The following is a 20213-nucleotide window of genomic DNA, read 5'->3' as shown; positions in this document are numbered from 1 at the left end:
CCCCATCGGAGGTCCCGCAGATGCCTGACAACCCCGCCGGCCGCGGCGTCGCCCGCCGCCGTCTGCTCCAGGGCGCCGTCGCCGCACCGGCCGCGCTCGCCGTCCCGGGCCTGATCGGCGCCGGCGCGAACGGCACGGCCGCCGCCGCTCCCGTCGTCCCGCCCACGCCCGCCGGGTTCGACCCGGACAGCCCGCGGTTCGCGCTCGCCGTCCTGCCCGACACGCAGTACCTCTTCGACGAGGACCGCTCCGACCCCGAGCCGCTGGCCTCGACGTTCCGCTATCTCACCGAGCAGCGCGGTGTCGCCAACGTCGCGTTCATGACCCACCTCGGCGACGTCACCGAGCACGGCACGCAGGACGAGATCGACCTCGCGGACCAGACGTTCGAGGCCATCGACGGCGTCGTGCCGTTCAGCGTGCTGGCCGGCAACCACGACATCCCCGGCGGCAACGACCAGCGCGGCGACACCCCGTACCTGCGCGCGTTCGGCCCGTCGCGGTTCACCGCCAGCCCGACGTTCGGCGGCAGCTCGCCCGACGGCTACAACAGCTTCCACGTCGTCCCCGCCGCCGGCCGCGAGTGGCTGGTGCTGGCGCTGGACTGGCGGGTCTCCGACGCGGGCCTGGCCTGGGCCCGCGGCGTCGTCGACGCGCACCCGAAGCTCCCCGCGATCGTCACCACGCACGACCTCGCCTACGCCGACGACGCGGGCGCGGCGACGCTGTCGGGCAACGGGCAGCGGCTGTGGGACGGGCTGATTCGCGGCAAGGACCAGATCGTCCTCGCCCTCGGCGGGCACTACTGGCCGCCCGGGCGCACCGTCCTCACCAACGACGCCGGCCACGACGTGCACGTCCACATCACCAACTACCAGGACCGCTACTACGGCGGCGCCGGGATGATCCGGCTCTACCAGTTCGACCTGGTCCGCAACACCATCGACGTCGAGACGTTCGCGCCGTGGTTCCTGCAGCGCGACGCGGGGGAGCGGCCGCCCCTGGGCGCCGAGGTCATCGAGCTCACCGGCGACGTCGACCGGTTCAGCCTGCCGGTCGACTTCGCCGAGCGGTTCGCCGGGTTCGCGCCGGAGCAGCTGCCGCCGTCGCGCCCGCCGACCCGCGTCGTCGGCCGGGACACCGTCGCGTACTGGCGGTTCGACACGCTCGGCCTGCGCGGCCGGGTCGAGGACGGCCTGACGGTGGCCGACGGCGCCGTCGCACAGGACCTCACCCGCAAGGGCAACGACCTGGTCGTGCGCCGGCTGCACTCGACGGCGCCGGGTCTGCTCACGCGCTCCCTGGACCACCACGACGGCGCGCCGGCCCACGCCAGCCTCCGCTTCGACGGCGGCCAGTCGCCGAACCGCGGCGCGATCCTGGAGGCCGTCGCGACGGCGCCGATCAACTCCGAGAAGTTCCTCGGCGGCTACACCATCGAGGTGTTCGTCAAGCTGCCCGAGCCGTTCGAGGGCAACCACGCCTGGATGGGCATCCTCAGCTGGCAGGGCCGGGCCGGCGACGCGGGCAAGACGGCCGGCTACTCGCCGCTGGAGCCGACCTGCAGCCTCAACCTCTCGCCCGAGCGCTACCTCCAGTACGTCCTCTACCCGCACGTCGAGGACGCCTCGCCGACGTCGTGGAGCCACGCCCTCCCGGTCGGCCGCTGGTTCCACGTCGCGGTCGTCAACGACGGGGCCCGGACGGTCGTGTGGGTCGAGGGCTCGCCGATCGCGCGCAACCCGAGTCAGCCGGCGCACGGGATCGCCACCCTCGGCCGGCCGTTCACGCTCGGCGCGACCGGCTGGGACCTCGGCTTCGGCCAGGGCTTCTACGGCTTCCTCGGCGACGTCCGGATCAGCCGGCGGGCACTGGCGCCGGCGGAGTTCATGGCGCCGTTCGAGTAGATTGGGCCGATCTATTTTGTGACAATTCAGGACATAGACACCTGAGTGACACTGTTGATCGACAGGCTCTGACTGTCCAAGCCGCACCAGCCCGAAAGGCAGTCAGATGCCAAAGACCCTGCTCAAGCGCGCCCTCGTGGTGTCAGCTCTTGCTGCGGTCGGCGCGACGGGAATCGTCGCGCCGGCCCAGGCCAGTGGATACCACGACGAGCCGGACAACATCGCGCACCACGGCGCCTCCGGCGAGGCGCCCGAGAACACCCTCCGCGCGATCCGGCGTGCCTTCAACCAAGGCGCCGACGCCGTCGAGATCGAGATCCAGCGCACCGCCGACGGCGTGCTCGTCGCGCTGCAGGACCGGTCGCTGGCCCGCACGACCAACGTCGAGGAGGTCTTCCCGGACCGCGCGCCGTGGGACGTCGACACCTTCACGGCCGCCGAGATCCGCCAGCTGGACGCCGGCTCGTGGTTCGACCCGCGGCTCGCCGGCCAGCGGGTCCCGACGCTCGACCAGGTCATCGACGAGGTCGGGGCCTACCGCGGCCTGGTCGTCGACCTCTCGGCCGCCTTCGTCCACCCCGGCATCGAGCAGGATCTCGCCGAGGAGCTCCTCGACCACTCGTGGTACCTGAACTGCGTCCAGCGCAACGGCAACCTGCTGGTGCAGTCGACCGACTCCGGCGTGGTGAGCGGCTTCCACGACTTGCTCCCCGGCGTCCGTGTCGGCGTGATCCACGAGTTCCGGCCGGCGGACGAGACGCTGGTCGAGAACGCGGCGACGCTCGACCGCGTCGACGTCGAGGCTCGGTGGACCGACCAGGCCCTCGTCGACCGGGCGCACGAGCTCGGTCTGGAGCTCGTCGTGCACACCGTCGACACGTCGGACCGGATGACCTTCTTCGCCGGGCTCGGCGTCGACGGCATCGCGACCTCGCTGCCCCGCCTGCTCGACCAGGTCGTCGACTGATCGCTCCTCTTGGAGGCCGCCGCCCGGTTCGCGCCGGGCGGCGGTCGCCGTTCACCGAGCGTTCATCGCCACCTCGTTGGCCCGGATCCTGCATCGTGGCAATGTGAGCATGATGCATCATGGCGATGTAAATCACCTCCATTCAGCTCATGGGGACATACGTGTGCAGGGGACGCGAGTGACGGAGAACTCTGGCTGATGTCGACGACCACGACACGAGTCGAGCCCACGAGTGAGGTCGCCGAGGACGCGCCACGCGCGCTGCGGGCCGCCACCGGCCGCAGTGACCGCATCTTCCGCGGCGTCTCGCGGGGCGGCGGGATCGCCGTGCTGGCGATCATGTCGTTGATCGGCGTCTTCCTCACCTATCGCGCTCTGCTGGCGCTGCGGGAGGCCGGCTGGTCGTTCGTGACGACCGAGTCGTGGGAGCCCGACGCCGGTGAGTTCGGCATCGCCGCGGTCCTGGTGGGCACGATCCTGATCGCGCTCGTGGCGATCAGCCTCGCGGTGCCACTGGCCATCGGTACCGCGCTCTACATCTCCGAGTACGCGCCGGCGAGGATCAAGCCGACGCTGATCAGCATGGTCGACCTGATGGCGGCGGTGCCGAGCGTCGTCTACGGCCTGTGGGGCGCGTTCTTCCTGCAGTGGAACGTGCTCGGCCTGTCGCGCTGGATCTCGACGTGGTTCGGGTGGATCCCGTTCCTGTCCGTCGAGGGGACCGACCCCCGCGACCCGCTGGCGACGGAGACCGTCTACACCGCGTCCACCTTCATCGCCGGCATCGTCGTCGCGATGATGGTGACGCCGATCGCCTGCTCGGTGATGCGGGAGGTGTTCTCGCAGGCCCCGGCCGGTGAGCGTGAGGGCGCGTACGCGCTCGGCGCCACCAAGTGGGGGATGATCCGCTCGGTCGTCCTGCCGTACGGCAAGGGCGGCATGATCGGCGGGACCATGCTCGGCCTGGGCCGGGCACTCGGCGAGACCATCGGCGTCTACATGGTCATCTCGCCCATCTTCGTCATCCAGCCCCGCATTCTCGAGAGCGGCGCCAGCTCGGTGTCGTCGCTGATCGCGCTCCGCTTCGGCGAGGCGTCGGACTTCCATCTCTCCGCGCTGATGGCCGCCGGCCTCGCGCTGTTCCTGATGACGCTGGTGGTCAACTTCGCCGCCTCGTCCATCATCGCCCGGTCGCGCTCCGGCGCCGTGAGCGACGCGTAGAGGAGACGACATGACCGCCCTCGACACCCGGCCGTCCGGCCTGGTCACCGACACCCCGGCGCCGGGCGGCACCACCCTGCCGCCGCCGGTGCCGCCCGGCAGCCCGGAGGAGCCGCGGCGCGGCCTGACGACGCTGCGGGCCGGCGACCTGTTCGCCCTGCTCGGTTCCGCGGCCGCCGCGCTGGCGCTCACCTACGTCCTGTTCGTCCAGTTGCTGCCGCTCGACGGCACGCTGGGCTTCGTCGTCGTCGCGTACCTCCTGTTCCTCGGGGTCTACGCGCTGCTCGTGTCGCTGGACGAGGACGGGCCGGCGATCCGCGACAAGGTGGCCGCGGTCGCCGTGCACGGACTGGCCCTGCTGATGGGCATCGGCCTGGTCTTCGTCGTGAGCTTCACGATCCTGCGCGGCCTCGAGGCGCTGCCGTACCCGAACTTCTACACCGCGGACATGCGTGACGCCGGGCCGCTGCAGGGCCTGGACGCCGGCGGCATGCTGCACGGGCTGATCGGCACGCTGATCATGATCTCGATCGCGCTGGCCATCACGATCCCGCTGGGCGTCGTCTGCGCGGTGTTCCTGAGCGAGCTGCCCGGCCGGCTCAGCCGGCTCGTGCGCACCATCTGCGAGGCGATGACGGCGCTGCCCTCCATCGTCGCGGGCCTGTTCATCTACGCCACCTGGATCATCGCGCTCGGGTTCGACCAGTCCGGCTTCGCCGCCGGGCTCGCCATCACCGTCATGATGCTGCCGATCGTGATCCGGGCCGCCGACGTCGTGCTGCGGCTGGTGCCGGGCACGCTGAAGGAGGCCTCCTACGCCGTCGGCGCGAGCCAGTGGCGCACCGTCTGGCACGTCACGCTGCCCACGGCGCGGTCGGGACTGACGACGTCGGTCATCCTGGGCACCGCGCGCGGCATCGGGGAGACGTCGCCGGTGCTGCTCACCGCCGGGTTCACCGCGGCGGTCAACCTCGACCCGTTCCACGAGCCGATGGTCTCGATGCCGCTGCTCGTCTTCGACCTGGTCAGGTACCCGCAGCCGGACATGGTGGCGCGCGGGTTCGGCACCGCCGCCGCGCTGATGCTGCTGGTGCTGCTGCTGTTCGGCGTGGGCCGGGCGCTGGGCGGACGCGGCCCCGGCCAGCTGAGCCGCCGCCAGCAGCACCGCCGCGTGCTGGCCTCGCGCCACGACGCCGAGCGCTTCCGCCGTTACGAGGCCGCCCGGCCGGCGGCCGTCAGTCAGGAAGGACACGACCGATGACGTCGAGGCGACGGGGCCGCGCCCTGGTGCTGCGCTGGGCCGGTGGCCTGCTGGCGGTGGCGTTGATCGTCCAGACGGTCCTCACCGGCGCCGCACCCGGCGCCCGGGCGGAGGGGAGCTACGTCACGATCTCCGGCTCGGGCTCCACCTGGAGCCAGAACGCCGTCGAGGCGTGGCGGCGCAACGTCGAGCAGTTCGGCATGACGGTCAACTTCGCCGGGAACGGCTCGTCGCGAGGCCGGGCCGAGTTCCGCGAGGGGACCGTGGACTTCGGGGTCTCGGAGATCCCGTACGGCATCCGCGACGGCAACAACGAGGACCCGCCGCCGTCGCGTGCCTACGCCTACATGCCGATCGTCGCGGGCGGCACGTCGATCATGTACAACCTGACCATCGGGGCGCAGCGGGTCACGAACCTGCGGCTGTCCGGCGCGACCATCGCCCGGATCTTCACCGGTCAGATCACTCACTGGAACGACCCGGCGATCCGTGAGGACAACCCGCAGCTGAACCTGCCCGCCATCCAGATCGTGCCGGTGGTGCGCTCCGACGGTTCCGGCACGTCGGCGCAGTTCACCGCGTGGATGGTGAGCGAGCAGACGGACATCTGGAACGCCTACTGCGCCGCGGCCGGCCGCAACCCGTGCACCCAGACGTCGAACTATCCGGTCCTGCCGGGCTCGGCGTTCATCTCACAGTCCGGCTCCAACGGCGTGGCCGGCTACGTGTCCCAGGCGGCCGGCGCCATCACCTACGTCGAGTACTCCTACGCCATCAACCAGGGGTTCCCGGTCGCCAAGGTGCTCAATGACGCCGGCTACTACATCGAGCCGACGCCGGAGGCGGTGGCGGTCGCGCTGCTCCGCGCCGAGATCAACGACAACGCCGCGTCGGTGAACTACCTCACCCAGGACCTGACGAACGTCTATCGCAACGCCGACCCGCGGTCGTACCCGATCTCGTCGTACTCCTACATGATCCTGCCCACCGAGCTGGAGTCCGGCTTCACCGAGCAGAAGGGGTACACGCTCGGCACCTTCGCCCAGCACTTCCTCTGCGAGGGCCAGCAGCAGGCGCCCGCACTCGGCTACTCGCCGCTGCCGATCAACCTGGTCCTCGCCGGCTTCGACCAGGTCGAGCGCATTCCGGGCGCTCAGGACGTCGACATCAACGTGGCGGCCTGCAACAACCCGACGTTCTCCTCCGACGGCGACAGCACCACCAATGTGCTGGCCGAGAACGCGCCGTACCCGCCCGACTGCGACCGGCCGGGCTCGGTGCAGTGCTCGACCGGCACCGGCGGGGCGCCCGGTGACACGCCGCCGAGCGGCGGCGCCGAGGGCGGCGGGACCGAGGGCGGCGGCGACGGCGGGACCGGCGGCGGCGGTGGCGGCGACGGCGGTGGTGGCGCGGCCACCGGAGCCGACGGAGGCGGCGGCACCGCCACCGGGACGGACACCGGTGGCGCGGCCACCGGGACCGACGCCGGCGGGACCGCGTCCGGCACCGACGCGGGCGGGACGGCGTCGGGCGCGGCCGACGGAACCGACACCGGCGCGCCCGTCATCGATCCGGAGACCGGCGAGGTCATCGGCGGCGACGGCACCGACGCGGGCGGCGGGCAGAACGTGTCCGCCGTGCCGGTGTCGCTGCAGGCGTCGTCCGGGTGGCGGTTCCAGCACACGCTCATGGCGCTGGCCGGCCTGCTGTTGCTCGGCGTCGTCATCGGCCCGCCCCTGATCACCCGGCTGCTCGGCCCACGCAACGCGACCCCTGGGAGGACGCCATGAAGGTCTCGCCCGCCCTCCGCATCCGGACAGTGTCCGCCGCGCTGGCGCTGGTCGCCGGCGCCGGCCTGCTGGCCTGCCAGCCGGCCACACCGCCCGCGAACGCCGCCACGGCTGACGACCTGAGCGACTCGGCGCGGACGTACGCGTGGTCCGAAGGGATCGTCGGCGCCGACGACAGCATCGTCGCGCCGCGGGACCCGGACCACCCGATGTACGAGGACTTCGCCGACCTCGAGGTGACCGTCTCGCAGACCGAGGACGTGCGGGCCCAGTCAGTGCAGGTCACCTGGTCGGGCGGGGTGCCCACGGTCATCACCAGTGGTGGCAATCAGCCCGCTGCCGGCTACCTGCAGCTGATGCAGTGCTGGGGCGACGAGAACGCCGGACCGGACCCGGAGACGTGTGTCTGGGGCGCCGACGGTCTCCCCGGGACCGCGTCGATGCCCGGGGACACGGGGCTCAGGTCGCTGGCGACCGCGCCGGCCGATCCGCTGCTGGACGAGGACACACTGGCCGGGTACCTCGATCCGACCATCAACCGGCATCGGGTCCCGTTCCTGGCGGCCAGTGCAGACGAGCCGGTATGGGACCCGGTCAGCTACTACGACCGGTGGACGACCAATGAGTTCCGCCTCGGCATGACCAGGGCCGACGGCACCGGTGAGCGGCATTTCACCCTTCAGGACGGCACGGAGGCGTCGCACCTGGGCTGCGGGCGCACGCTGGAGGACGGGGAGGTGCGCGACTGCTGGCTGGTCGTCGTACCCCGCGGCACGCACGAGGTCGACGGATTCGCCGTCACCGACGATCCGACAGGGACATCCATGCTGCGGACCTCTCCGCTGTCACCTACGAACTGGGCCCAGCGCATTCAGGTGCGGCTCGACTTCGCGCCGATCGGCCTGTTCTGCCCGATCGAGGCCGCGCAGCGTCCGACGATCGGCTCGGATTTCATGGGCGCGGCCATGTACTCCTGGCAGCGCGCGCTCTGCGCCGACGACGGCGCGGTCTACGGGTTCACCCCCGCGGGCGACTCCACGGCCCGGGAGACGGTGGCCGGTGGCCTGCCCGGCAATCCGGGGCTGGGCTTCACGTCGGCGCCGGTCACCGAGAGCGACGGCCCGGCCCCGGTGGTGCACGCGCCGGTGGCGATCTCGGGCCTGGCCATCGGGTTCAACCTGGTGGCGCCGGACGGCGAGCGCATCGACGAGCTGCGGCTCACGCCGCTGCTGGTGGCGAAGCTGCTCACCCAGACGTACTGGCGGGACCTGCCCGGCCTGCCGGCGCCGCCACCGGCGGGGCAGCCCGACGAGCGGCCGGAGTGGATCCGCGCGAACCCGGAGACCGTCCTCGACGACCCCGGGTTCCAGCAGCTCAACCCCGACGTCGACCCAGGGGTCTTCCGGTTGCATGCGTCCAATCTGCTCAAGGTGCCGGTCGAGCCGTCCGACGCGGTCCGCGACCTCTGGCGGTGGATCTTCCACGACGAGGAGGCCGCGGCCTGGCTGCGCGGCGAGCCCGATGAGAACGGGATCAGGGTCAACCCGGTTCTCGGCGAGGTGCTGACCGGTCATCTGGAGGCGGGGACCGCGCCGGACTTCGTGCCGCGCGACGTCGAGTACTGCTTCGAGGTGCTGTCGGAGGAGGACGAGTCCGCGCGGCGTCCCCGCTACTGCAGCCTGGACCTGCTCCCGTACACGAACGGGTTCGAGGACGGCGCCCGCAGGAACAGCATCTTCGAGACCAACTTCTGGGCCTACGATCCGAATGCCGTGCCGCCGAGCGGTCAGGGTCGCGGCTGGTACAGCCGGCCGGAGCCGCGTCCGTCCGGCGCGGCGCTGACGATCACCGACAGCGTATCGGCGGCGCAGTACGGTATCGGCACGGCCGCGCTGCTGAACGCCGCGGGCGAGTTCGTCGCGCCGACGGAGGCCGGGATCGCCGCCGGCGTGGAGGCGATGCTGCCCGGCGACGAGATCGAAAGCGTCCTCCAGGTCGATCCCGAGGCGGCCGATCCGGCGGCCTACCCGCTGCCGGCGGTGACGTATGCCGCGGTCCGGGTGGAGCAGGAGGACGAGGCGCTGGCCGACTACTCGACCTTCCTCGAGCACGCGGCCGGGGCCGGTCAGACCCCGGGGTGGTCGCCTGGAGAGCTGCCGGAGGGCTATCTGCCGCTGCCCGAGTACATGCGGGAGCAGACGCTGGCGGTCGCGGCCCAGCTCGTGCAGGAGGACCCCGTCGAGAAGCCGCCCGGGCTGACGCCGGGGGGCCGGGGCGAGGACGGCGAGGATCCGCCGCCCGGTGGCGACGCGTCCGGCGGGCCCGGGAGCGACCCGGCCGGCAACGGCGCGCCCGGGAGTGGCGACGCACCCGATCCGGCGTCGCTGTCGCCCGCCGGTGACGACCCGACCGGCGGGACCGCGCCCCCGGCTCCGGGCGGCGGCACCGAGAACCCGGCGCCACCCAGCGGAGACGATGACGTGCTCGTGGCCCAGTCCACGCCCGGCGAGCCGGTCGGCCCGATGCAGTATGCACTGCTCGTCGTCCTCATCGTCGGTCTCGCCGGGGCCCTCGCCGGCCCGGCGCTGCTGCGTCTGGGGCCGCGTGCGCCAGCGGGTTAACCAGGACGCTACCTTCTCGTGACCTCACGTACAGGTGTCCGACCGCATTAATGCATTGCCACAATGTGACTTCGTGAATAGGTTGATGATCAGTCCCACGCAGGGTGGGGCCACCACCACTCGAAAGAGTGGTGAACAGAAGGGAGAAAGTAGTGCGAGCTACTTTCGTCAAGTGTGCGGGCATCGCGCTCGCGGCGACCGCCATGGTCGGCGCCGCGATGGTGCCGGCCCAGGCCGACCCGCCGCCCACCGGTGCGCTGTCCGGCACCGGTTCGGACACGACGCAGGACGTCGTGCAGGCGCTGTCGGCGGGTTCGAGCGGCCTGATCGAGAACTGGCACGCCTCGCGCGAGGTGGGCACCCCGCCGGTGACCGTGATCCACGACCCCATCGTCGTCAAGGGCGTCACCATCACCCGGCCGAACGGCTCCAGCGAGGGCCGGGACGCCCTGTTCCGGTCGATGGGCGCCAACGTCACCACGTCCTGGGCCGTCCAGGGCGGCGTCGACCGGTCGGTGCCTGTGGGCAGCGGAATCCTCGGCTTCGCCCGTTCGTCCAGCCAGCCGCCGTCGGCTGAGGTGTCGGCGTCCGGTGACGTCACCTACATCCCGTTCGCGCTCGACGCGGTGAGCTGGGCGACCGCGCCCGGCGCGCTGAGCGGGGTCAGCCTGACCGTGGCCCAGCTGAACTCGCTGTACGAGGACTGCGCGACGGTGACCGTCGGCGCCACGACGCTCAACCCGAGCCAGCCCGGCGGCAACGTCGACCTGTTCGCCCCGCAGTCCGGTTCGGGCACGCGCAGCTTCTGGCAGACGACGGTCGCTCCGGCCGGCTTCGGCCCCTGCGTGTTCGACCGTTACAACACCACCACCGGCCAGCCGGTCACCACTGGTGGTTCGATCAACCAGGAGCACGACGGAACCGTCACCTCGCTGAACGCCACCGCCATCACCCCCTACAGCATCGCGCAGTGGGTGGCGCAGGCCAACGGCACGGCCTCGTCCGACCGCCGCCACGGCGCCGTCCTGCACCAGATCGCGGGCGTCAACGCGACCAACGGCACCGGCCCGTTCACGACGAACCCGAACTTCCCGGTGACCCGGCCGGTGTTCAACATCGTCCCGACCGCGCAGCTCAACGGTCTGCCGAAGAACAACAACACCGAGTTCGCGTTCTGGGACCCGACCCCGGGCACCACCGCGGACGCCCCGCCCACTTGCACGAACACGTCCGCGATCACCTCGCTGGGCTTCATCCTGCTCACGGCGAACCCCACCGATCCGTGGAACTGCGGCGACGCCGCGCTGCGGGCCTACCCCAACCTGCTGCCGTAGTGCGGCAGTGCGATACGTCGTCCGCATCGCTGGGGCGATGAACTGAAAGAGGCGGTGCGTCCGGGCGAAATGTGGTCGCCCGGACGCACCGCCACCCCGATTTTATCAATTCGAGGAATTCCCGGCGCGACGACCAGAAAGGAAAGTGCGATGAGAACAACGACCCTGGCGTATCCGCGCGCGCGGTGGGCCGCGGCGTTGGCCGCCGCCGCCGGGCTGATGGTGGCGATGCTCACCGCCGGCCTCACGACCCGGGCGGACGCGTCGCCGGAGCCGCCAGAGCTGGCGACGCTGACCGCCACTCCGGCCGGCGGCCTCTGGGCCGACGGCGGTATGGAGGCCGAACTCGTCGCGGAGGGTCTGACGTGGGGCACGTCCAGCAGCATGGAGATCCGCACCCTGTCGGAGCCCGGCGTCTACACCTACTCCCCGAGCACGTTCCTGATCGCCACTCCGCTCATCTTCCTGGGCGACCCGCCCAAGGGATTCGCCAGCCATGTCCTCGGCGGTCTGCAGGTCGGGCTGGTGGAGCCGGGCAGCTACGAGATCGTCCTGTTCGCGGCGGACCCGAGCGGTGCGGTCTGGACCCCGACCGCATCCGCGTGGCTGACCTGGGACGACACCGGCTGGCAGATCACGCCGGACGAGCCGACGGCGACGCTGACGTCGGTGAACCTCCGGACCGAGGTCGACGGCGCGGCGGCGGACACCGTGCCGCTGGGCGAGCCGGTCGACGTGATCGCGACGACGACGCCGGCAGAGGCGCCAGGCTCCGTCGAGGTGTTCGCCGAGGACCCCAACGACCCCGCCGACCAGCCGGTGTCACTGGGCACCGCCACCGTCTCGAACGGCTCGGCGACGGTCACCGTCGACGACCTGGAGGCGGGAGCGTACGCGCTCACCGCCACGTTCGAGCCCAGCGATGAGGAGTTCGCCGAGTCGTCGACCACGTCCGCCATCCCGCTGACGGTCGAGGCTCCGGACGCGGTGCAGACGACGACCACGCTCGCCGTGACGCCGGAGTCGCCGGTGGAGCCCGGCACGGCCGTGACGCTCACCGCGACGGTGGCGCCGGCCGACGCCGTGGGGCAGGTCCAGTTCCGCGTCGACGGCGAGCCGTTCGAGGACCCGGTGGCGCTGGAGAGCGGCACCGCCGTCCTCACCACGTCCGAGCTGCCCGAGGGCGAGCTGGAGCTGCGGGCGGCGTTCGCCCCGACGGACGAGCTGGCGTTCACCGACTCGACGTCGGCGCCGGTCACGTACACCGTCGGCGAGGGCGACCCCGGGCCGCAGATCACCGCGGCCGACGCGGAGGGCAACCCGCTGGGCACCAACCCGACGCTGGCCGACGGGCAGGTCGTGACGCTGACGGCGCCGGGCTACCAGGCCGACGAGGCGGTCACCGTCACGCTCGACCCGGAGGGCGACGAGCCGCAGCAGCTCGGCGACCCGATCGCCGCCGACGACGAAGGCACCGTCACCACCGAGTTCACCGCGGCCAACCTCGCGCCGGGCCAGCACCAGTTGGACTTCGCCGCCGCCAGCCAGACGCTGAGCTGGCAGTTCCAGATCGCGGACCCGGCCGGCAGCGAGAACGGCGACGATGGCACCGAGGCCGGCGGTGACGCGGCCGGCGGGACGGACACCGGCGGCGCCGCGGGCGCGGCGGGCGGCGCGGCCGGCGGGTCGTCGGGCGGCTCCGGGAGCCTCGCGCAGACCGGCGTGTTCCTCGTCGGGCCGGCGGTGCTGCTCGGCCTGGCCGCGGTGAGCGCGGGCTACGCGTTCGTCCGGCGCGGCCGCCGCGACGAGCTGCTGACCTTCGACGAGCCGTGACCATGCGACGGCGAACGGCCATCGCGGGTGACCACGATGTCCGTCTGGCGTTCACGATGGCGAAGAACTCGGTTCGCGACGTCCTCATGAGCGACCCGCACGGTGACGGGGTGAGGGCCACGTGACCACCCTGCTGCCGCCGGGCACCACGGAGCGGGCCGAGCCGGCCGATCCCGGCCCGGCCGACGGTGGCGCGCCGCACTCCACGCGCGTGCCACCGCCACCCTCCGTCCCCGGTGACCCGCCCGGGGGCGGAGTGGGTGGCGGGCCGGGCGGTCCGCCGCCCGCCGGCTCGGCCCTGCCCAGGGGCGGGCAGCGGCGGCGCGTGCGGGTCCCGTCGGCCGCCGCGTACGTCCCGGCCGTCGCGCTGCAGATCCTCGCGATCGTCGCGCTCGGGTTCATCGTCGACGTCGTGCTCGTGTCGCAGCTCCAGCACGACCGCGACCAGGAGACGCTCTACGCGGACTTCCGCGCCGACCTCGCCCTCGGCATCGCGCCGGTCGGCCAGCTCCAGCCGCCCGAGCCACCCGGGGTCCCGCGCCCCGGCGAGGACAGCGGCGGGCAGGAGGAGGCCGAGGACCGGCTGATGGCCTTCGGCACGCCGGTGGCCGTGCTGGAGATCCCGCGGCTCGGCCTCACCGAGGTCGTGCTGGAGGGCACCACGTCCGACGTGATGCGGTCCGGGCCGGCGCACCGGCGCGACACCCCGCTGCCGGGCCAGGAGGGCACCAGCGTGATCATGGGCCGCCGGACCACCTACGGCGGGCCGTTCGGCCGCATCGACACGCTGGAGCGCGGCGACCAGATCACCATCGTCACCGGGCAGGGCCAGCACCTCTACGAGGTCCTCGGCGTGCGCCGCGAGGGCGACCCCCTGCTGCCGGCGGTGGCGGACGGCGCCGGCCGGCTGACGCTGGTGACGGCCGACGGCCGGCCGCTGCTGCCGTCCGGGGTGCTGCGGGTCGACGCCGAGCTCGTGTCGGACGCGCATCCGGCGCCGCCGAAGGTGCTGACGACGCCGCTGCTGACCGAGGCCGAGCAGACCATGGCCACCGACCAGGCGGCCTGGTACCCGCTGGTCCTGCTCGGGCAGGGACTGCTGCTGTCCGTCGCCGCGACGGTGTGGGCTCGCAACCGCCTCGGCCGCTGGCAGGCCTGGGTGTTCGGCATCCCGGTCCTCGTCGCGCTCGGGCTGACGACCGCAGACCAGGTCGCCCGGCTGCTTCCCAACCTGATCTAGATCCGAGTCAACCGCGAAGGACACCCGATGACCGCTCAGGCCGACCACACCACCGCCCTCCCCGCCGTCCACGCGAGCCGCCCGTCGCCGAACGGCGCGGCGGCGAACGCCGGGTCGCTGGCGGGGCTGGACGCGCGGTCGATCTCGGCCTGGTTCGGCACCCACAAGGTGCTGGACCGGGTGTCGCTGACGATGCACGCCGGCGAGGTGACCGCGCTGATCGGGCCGTCCGGCTGCGGCAAGTCGACGTTCCTGCGGATCCTCAACCGGATGCACGAGCTGATCCCGTCGGCGGCGCTGGCCGGCGAGGTCATGCTGGACGGGCAGGACATCTACGCGCCGAACCGGCGGCTGACCGACGCGCGGCGGCAGATCGGGATGGTGTTCCAGAAGCCGAACCCGTTCCCGGCGATGTCGATCTACGACAACGTGGTGGCCGGGCTGAAGCTGACCGGGCTGCGCGCGTCGAGGCGGACCAAGGACGACCTGGTCGAGTCGTGCCTGACCAAGGCCGGGCTGTGGAAGGAGGTCCGCGACCGCCTGCGCCAGCCCGGCGGCGCGCTCTCCGGCGGCCAGCAGCAGCGGCTGTGCATCGCCCGGTCACTGGCCATCCAGCCGCGGGTGCTGCTGATGGACGAGCCGTGCTCGGCGCTGGACCCGACGTCGACACGGCGGATCGAGGAGACGATCGCGGAGCTGGTCGCCGAGGTCACCATCGTCATCGTCACGCACAACATGCAGCAGGCCGCGCGCGTGTCGGACCGGTGCGCGTTCTTCCTCGCCTCGCACGGCACGCCGGGCGTGATCGTCGAGCACGGGCCGACGTCGGTGATGTTCGAGAACCCACAGGACGAGCGGACCAGCGACTACGTGCACGGACGGTTCGGGTGACCGGGCCGGGGCGCGGCATGACGGTCCTGGCGGCGTTCGTGCTGGTCGCCGTCGTCGGGCTGGTGCTCGTCGTGTCCCGGACGGTGCCCGGCGGTGGCGTCGGGCCGCTGGTCGTCGCACCGGTGACGGACGGGGTGATCGGCGCGGCGCCGGCCGGGGCGGTGACGGCCGCGGACGCGGCGGCCGATGCGTCCGCGCCGGGAGTGCCGGCGCAGTGGGCGTCCGACGTCGGCGCACGGACCGGCATCCCGGCCCGCGCGCTCGCCTCGTACGCCGCAGCGGCGCTGCGGCTGGCCGAGGAGCAGCCGGCGTGCCGGCTCGGCTGGCCGACGCTGGCCGGGATCGGCGCGGTCGAGTCGCACCACGGCAGCTACGGCGGCACCCATGTCCGGGCCGACGGCCGCACCGCCGACCCGATCGTGGGCATCGCGCTGGACGGCGGCGAGGGCGTCGCCGCGATCGCGGACACCGACGGCGGCGAGCTCGACGGCGACACGGTGTGGGACCGCGCCGTCGGCCCGATGCAGTTCATCCCGTCGACCTGGCGGCGGTGGGGCGCCGACGGCAATGGCGACGGCGTCAGCGACGTGCACAACCTCGACGACGTCGCGCTGGCGGCCGGCCGCTACCTGTGCGCCGACGGCGGCGACCTCACCGACGGCGCGGCCTGGCAGCGCGCCGTCCTCACCTACAACCGGTCGGCCGAGTACGCCGCGCGGGTGCTCGAGACCGCGAACGGCTACGCCCGCGCCAGCTGGAGCTGACCCCATGACCGACCTCGCCGTTCCGCCGCTGGTCCCGCCGGGCACCGTGCTCGGCGGCCGGTTCGAGGTGGGCGAGGTCCTGGGCAGCGGCGGGTCGGCGACGGTGTTCGCCGGCCGCGACACCCGGCTGGGCCGGCCGGTCGCCGTCAAGGTGCTCCGGCCCGGCCTGGCCGCCGACTCCGCCGCGCAGGCCGCGTTCCAGGTCGAGGCGACGGCGGCGGCGATGCTGTCGCACCCCGGCATCGTGACGGTGCACGACGTCGGCGCCGACGAGCTAGAAGGTCCAGCTGGCCGGTCCTTGATCTGCTGGATCGCGATGGAGCGGGTCCGCGGCCGCACCGTCCGCGACGTCCTGGCCGCCGGCGCGGCGCCGCCGCTCGACCCCGTCGACGCGCTGACGCTGACGGCGGACGTGCTGGCCGCGCTGGACCACGCCCACCTGCGTGGCGTCGTGCACCGTGACATCAGCCCGGGCAACGTCATGATCACCGACGACGGCGCGGTCAAGGTGCTCGACTTCGGCATCGCGGCGGTCGGCGAGCAGCAGGGCGAGTCCGACGTCGTGCACGGCAGCGTCGCCTACGTGTCGCCGGAGCAGGCGCAGGGCCTGCCGGTGGACCGCCGCAGCGACCTGTACTCCGTCGGCTGCCTGCTGTTCGCGCTGGTCACCGGCGCGCCGCCGTACGTCGCCGACGAGGTCCGCGACGTCGCGCTGATGCACGTCACCGCGGTCGTGCCGCTGGCGTCGGCGCGGCTGCCGGGGGTGCCGGCGGCCCTGGACGCGCTGCTGGTGCGGACGCTGGCCAAGCGGCCCGGCGATCGCCCGGCGACGGCGAGGGAGCTGCGCGACGAGGTGCTGCGGGTCGCCGGTGAGCTGCGCGCGCCCGCGCCTGACCACAGCACCACCCAGGTCATCCCGCGCGTCTCGACGACGACGGCGTTCGCGCCGGTGCGCCGCCCGGCCGGTCCCGCGACGGTGCCGGTCCCGGTCGCGCAGGAGCTGGCCGAGCGCCGCCGGCAGGAGCCGCCGCGTGTGGTCCGGGCGCAGCCGCCGGTCGCGCCGGAGCCGCCGGCGGAGCGGTCGGCGCTCTGGCCGGTGACCCTGCTGGTGATGACGGCCGCCGGGCTGGTCGCGCTGCTGCTGTGGCTGTTCGCCGGCCCGCGCCCGGAGGCGCCCGCCACGGTCACCGTCCCCGACGTCGCCGGCCAGAGCGCCGAGGCGGCCCGGCAGTCGCTGGCCGGGGCCGGGACGCGCGACGGCAGTGTGCGCACCGAGGCGCACGACACCGTGCCGGCCGGGCTGGTCGTGCGGACCGACCCGGCCGCCGGGGCGTCCGTGCCGGCCGGCTCCGCGGTGCTGATCATCGTCTCCGGCGGGCCGCAGGCGCAGCCGTCGGTGGCCGTGCCGCAGCTGGAGGGCGCGACGCTGGCCGAGGCGCGGTCGCTGCTGGACCGGGCCGGGCTGGCGCTCGGCGAGCTGGACCGGCAGGACTCCGCCCGGCCGGCGGACACCGTCCTGGCCAGCGAGCCCGCCGTCGGCGTGGAGCTGCAGCCGGGCGCCGTCGTCACGCTGACGCTGGCCAGCGGCAACCAGCTGGTCCCGGAGGCGCGCGGCCTCGGCATCGGCGAGGCCCGGGCCCGCGTGCAGGATGCCGGGTTCGCCGTCGAGGAGACGCCGGTCGAGGTGGCCGGCGAGCCGCCCGGGACGGTGCTCGAGGTGCAGCCGGCGGCCGGGACCAGCCTGCGGCTCGGCTCGACGGTGACGCTGGTGGTCGCGGTCGGGCCGCCGCCGACGCCGGACCCGTCGCCGACGCCGTCGGACACACCGTCGCCGACCCCGACCGGGCCGTCGATCGGCCCGCCGACGAGCACGCCCGGGGGTGAGTGGCCGTGAACCGCGCCCTCGGCATCGTGCTGGCGATCCTGACCGTCGCCGCGGCGATCGCGTTCTACGTGTCCTCGGCCGACCGGCCGGCGCTGCCCGACGTGCCGTCGGCCGCGCAGCCGGTGACCGCGCACACCGCCGACGGCGCGGCGGCGCCCGCGCCGACGCCGGCGCCGCGTCCGTCCGCGTCCGCGCCGGCCACGCCGGTCCCGACGCCGGCGCCGCCCGTGCCCACGCCCGTCCCGTCCGTGCCCGCGTCGTCGCCGGCCGGCCCGGCCGAACCGGCGGGGCCGGCGCCGACCCAGCTGTACCTGACCGCGCCCGGCCTGACCGACCCCGGCGCGACCGAGGTGTTCACCGCGACCTGGATCGACGGCGACGGCTACGGCGTCGACGGCGTCGTGCTGCTGCAGCGGGCCGAGGGCGCCGGCTGGGTCACCGTCGCCGAGCTGACCACGTCGACCGGCCGCGCCTCGACCGGCGTGACGGTGGCGGCGTCGGCGATCTACCGGCTCCTCTACCCGGGCAGCGACGAGCTGGCCCCGCAGGTCTCCGCCGAGGTCGCCGTCATCGCGGCGACGCGGCTGGAGTCGGCGCTGACGGTGTCCGCGCCGGCCACACCGGTGGTCGCCGGCGGCGCCGTGACGCTGACGATCGGCTGGCACAACGCGGCCGGCGTGCCGATCATCGGCGACGTGCAGCTGCAGGCGCTGGCCGGCGACTCCTGGACGGTCGTGTCGACGCTGGCGACGTCGGCCGACGGGACCGCGACCGCCACCGTGACCCCGTCGGCGCCCACGACCTACCGGGCCGTCTACCCGGGCGGCACCCGCTACCTGCCGGTGACCAGCGCGGACCTGACCGTGACCGCGGTCGAGGCGGCGACGATCCCGGTGCGCTCGTGCGCCGGCCAGGCCGACGTGGACGCGCTGCCGCACGGCGTCGGCTGCCACTACACCTCGGTGGCGGCCGGGGTGTTCGTCGTCGGGCACGACTTCCTGGGCAACGCCTGGTGGAACGAGCTGCCGCTGCAGTCCTACGTCCAGCTCACCGGCGAGCAGGCCGGACTGTACGAGGTGGTGGACCGGGTGATCGCGCCCGGCCGGGCCTCGGAGCTGGGACCGGCGGAGCAGTGGACCTGTGGCGACCGGTGCGACGTGATCCTGCAGACCTGCCTCGGCGAGAACACCGGATTCACCTGGTTGCGGCGCGTTGCCGGATGAATTTTCTGGATCATCGTTGCAGGTGAGAAGCCGTTTCGATGCCAGTTGTACGCCTCTACTACAGACTGTGGTCGTTTCTGTCGGTCACCATAGGGGTGTGGCGACCGAGGACACGACCACCACACGGACCCGGCGGAGTGCGATTTCAGGCAGCACTCGCCGGGTCGTCGGTCTGCTGGTCGTGATCGCGATCCTCGTGGTCGTGTGCGTCGTGATCGTGCCCTCGATGCTGCCCAACCTGATCTCCGCGACGCGCAGCAACCCGTACGTGCCGCTGCTGGTCGCGCTGTTCTGGATCATGGCGACGACCGCGGCCATCGCCGGCAAGCGGGCCATCGCCTCGGGCTACCTCACCTGGTCCGGCGCCGCGACCGCGCACATCGGCGGCACGGTCGCCAACCGGGTGGTCCCGGCCGGCGTCGGCGCGGCCGGCGTCTTCGTCGCCGCGCTGCACCGTGGCGGCGCCTCGAACACGGCGGCCGCCGGCGTGGTGGCCCTGTGGGCGGTGGCGGGCGGGCTGGCGCATGCGTCCGGCCTGCTGCTCGGCGTCGCGTGGCTGCGGGAGGGCTGGAGCGGGCTGCTCACCGTCGTCGCGGTGGCGACGGTGGTCGTGTTCGCGGTGCGGTTCCTGGTGCGCCGGCTGGCCGCGCGGCGCGCCGCCCGGACGCCGTCCACCGTGCCCGTCGTCGTGCCGGCCGGCCAGCCGACCAAGCTGCAGCGAGTCCGGGCGACGGCACGCGAGGTCGTGGCGGCGGTGCGGGCCCGGCCGATCCTGGCGGTGGCCGCGCTGGGCGCCCAGCTGACCGCGGCGCTGTGCCTGGCGACGGGGTTCGCGCTGGCCGCCGAGGGCTTCGGCGTCGAGATCAGCATCGTCGTCGGCATGGCCGCCTACCTCGCCGGCACCGCGCTGTCGGCCGCCACGCCGACACCGGCCGGCATCGGCTCGGCCGAGACCGCGCTGGTCGGCGCGCTCATGCTGGCCGGCGCCGGCCTGGGCGAGGCGCTGCCGGTGGTGTTCCTCTTCCGCGCCGTCGTGCTGATCGCACCGGTGGTCGCGGCCGCCCTCATGGCCGTGGCGTGGGTGGGGGTCCGGCTGGTGACCGCGGCCCGGGCCCGGCGCCGCACGGCCCGCACCCCGCACGTGCCGCACGCCCTGCTGCCGTCCGTCGTCCTCATCGTCGATCCCGAGCCGGCCCCCGAGCTCCCATGATCATCAATGATCCAACCCCCTATGGGTGGTCGGATCATTGATGATCATGGGGCGGCGGGCAGGGGG

At 73.4% G+C, this 20213-nt stretch carries 14 protein-coding genes; all 14 read left to right on the top strand.

Features of this window, described 5'->3' with window-relative positions; genetic code table 11:
• The first annotated feature begins 20 nt into the window (after positions 1-20).
• The 14 genes from C1I92_RS24335 (at position 21) to C1I92_RS24270 (ending at position 20147) form a co-directional block, all read left to right on the top strand.
• A complete protein-coding gene (locus tag C1I92_RS24335) occupies positions 21-1907 on the top strand; it encodes a LamG-like jellyroll fold domain-containing protein (RefSeq protein WP_111257235.1) in 1887 nt (628 codons plus the stop codon).
• A 106-nt stretch (positions 1908-2013) separates the two neighbouring features.
• The gene (locus C1I92_RS24330; RefSeq protein ID WP_111257234.1) at positions 2014-2874 is read left to right on the top strand and encodes a glycerophosphodiester phosphodiesterase; all 861 of its coding nucleotides are present in this window, start codon (positions 2014-2016) and stop codon (positions 2872-2874) included.
• Positions 2875-3072: 198 nt separating this feature from the next.
• A complete protein-coding gene (gene pstC, locus C1I92_RS24325; RefSeq protein ID WP_111257233.1) occupies positions 3073-4095 on the top strand; it encodes a phosphate ABC transporter permease subunit PstC in 1023 nt (340 codons plus the stop codon).
• A 10-nt stretch (positions 4096-4105) separates the two neighbouring features.
• Positions 4106-5356 carry a phosphate ABC transporter permease PstA gene (gene pstA, locus C1I92_RS24320; RefSeq protein WP_111257232.1) on the top strand — a complete coding sequence of 417 codons (1251 nt, stop codon included), beginning with the start codon at positions 4106-4108 and terminating at the stop codon, positions 5354-5356.
• Complete coding sequence (gene pstS / locus C1I92_RS24315; RefSeq protein ID WP_111257231.1) at positions 5353-7146, top strand: phosphate ABC transporter substrate-binding protein PstS; 1794 nt, start codon at positions 5353-5355, stop codon at positions 7144-7146. Before pstA ends, pstS begins: the two co-directional genes overlap by 4 nt.
• On the top strand, positions 7143-9767 hold the full coding sequence (locus C1I92_RS24310; protein ID WP_111257230.1) for a hypothetical protein: 2625 nt from the start codon (positions 7143-7145) through the stop codon (positions 9765-9767). Before pstS ends, C1I92_RS24310 begins: the two co-directional genes overlap by 4 nt.
• Before the next feature lie 152 nt (positions 9768-9919).
• Entirely contained in the window at positions 9920-11101 is a 1182-nt protein-coding gene (locus C1I92_RS24305; protein WP_146605267.1) for a hypothetical protein, read from the top strand.
• A gap of 150 nt (positions 11102-11251) precedes the next feature.
• A complete protein-coding gene (locus C1I92_RS24300; protein ID WP_158564262.1) occupies positions 11252-12934 on the top strand; it encodes an Ig-like domain repeat protein in 1683 nt (560 codons plus the stop codon).
• 121 nt (positions 12935-13055) lie between these two features.
• Positions 13056-14174 carry a sortase domain-containing protein gene (locus C1I92_RS24295; protein WP_111257227.1) on the top strand — a complete coding sequence of 373 codons (1119 nt, stop codon included), beginning with the start codon at positions 13056-13058 and terminating at the stop codon, positions 14172-14174.
• A gap of 27 nt (positions 14175-14201) precedes the next feature.
• Positions 14202-15065: a phosphate ABC transporter ATP-binding protein gene (locus C1I92_RS24290; RefSeq protein ID WP_111257226.1), complete on the top strand. Its 864-nt coding sequence runs from the start codon at positions 14202-14204 to the stop codon at positions 15063-15065.
• Between the two features lie 17 nt (positions 15066-15082).
• Positions 15083-15829, top strand: a complete 747-nt coding sequence (locus tag C1I92_RS24285; protein ID WP_111257245.1) for a lytic transglycosylase domain-containing protein — start codon at positions 15083-15085, stop codon at positions 15827-15829.
• 4 nt (positions 15830-15833) lie between these two features.
• On the top strand, positions 15834-17723 hold the full coding sequence (locus C1I92_RS24280; protein ID WP_111257225.1) for a protein kinase domain-containing protein: 1890 nt from the start codon (positions 15834-15836) through the stop codon (positions 17721-17723).
• On the top strand, positions 17720-18937 hold the full coding sequence (locus C1I92_RS24275) for an Ig-like domain-containing protein (RefSeq protein ID WP_146605265.1): 1218 nt from the start codon (positions 17720-17722) through the stop codon (positions 18935-18937). Before C1I92_RS24280 ends, C1I92_RS24275 begins: the two co-directional genes overlap by 4 nt.
• Positions 18938-19034: 97 nt before the next feature.
• The gene (locus tag C1I92_RS24270) at positions 19035-20147 is read left to right on the top strand and encodes a lysylphosphatidylglycerol synthase transmembrane domain-containing protein (RefSeq protein WP_158564261.1); all 1113 of its coding nucleotides are present in this window, start codon (positions 19035-19037) and stop codon (positions 20145-20147) included.
• Positions 20148-20213: the final 66 nt, after the last annotated feature.

The organism is Jiangella anatolica, assembly GCF_003236295.1.
Lineage (GTDB): Bacteria > Actinomycetota > Actinomycetes > Jiangellales > Jiangellaceae > Jiangella > Jiangella anatolica.
The sequence above is the reverse complement of the archived record's forward strand: the minus strand, read 5'-3'. Positions and strand labels throughout refer to the sequence as shown.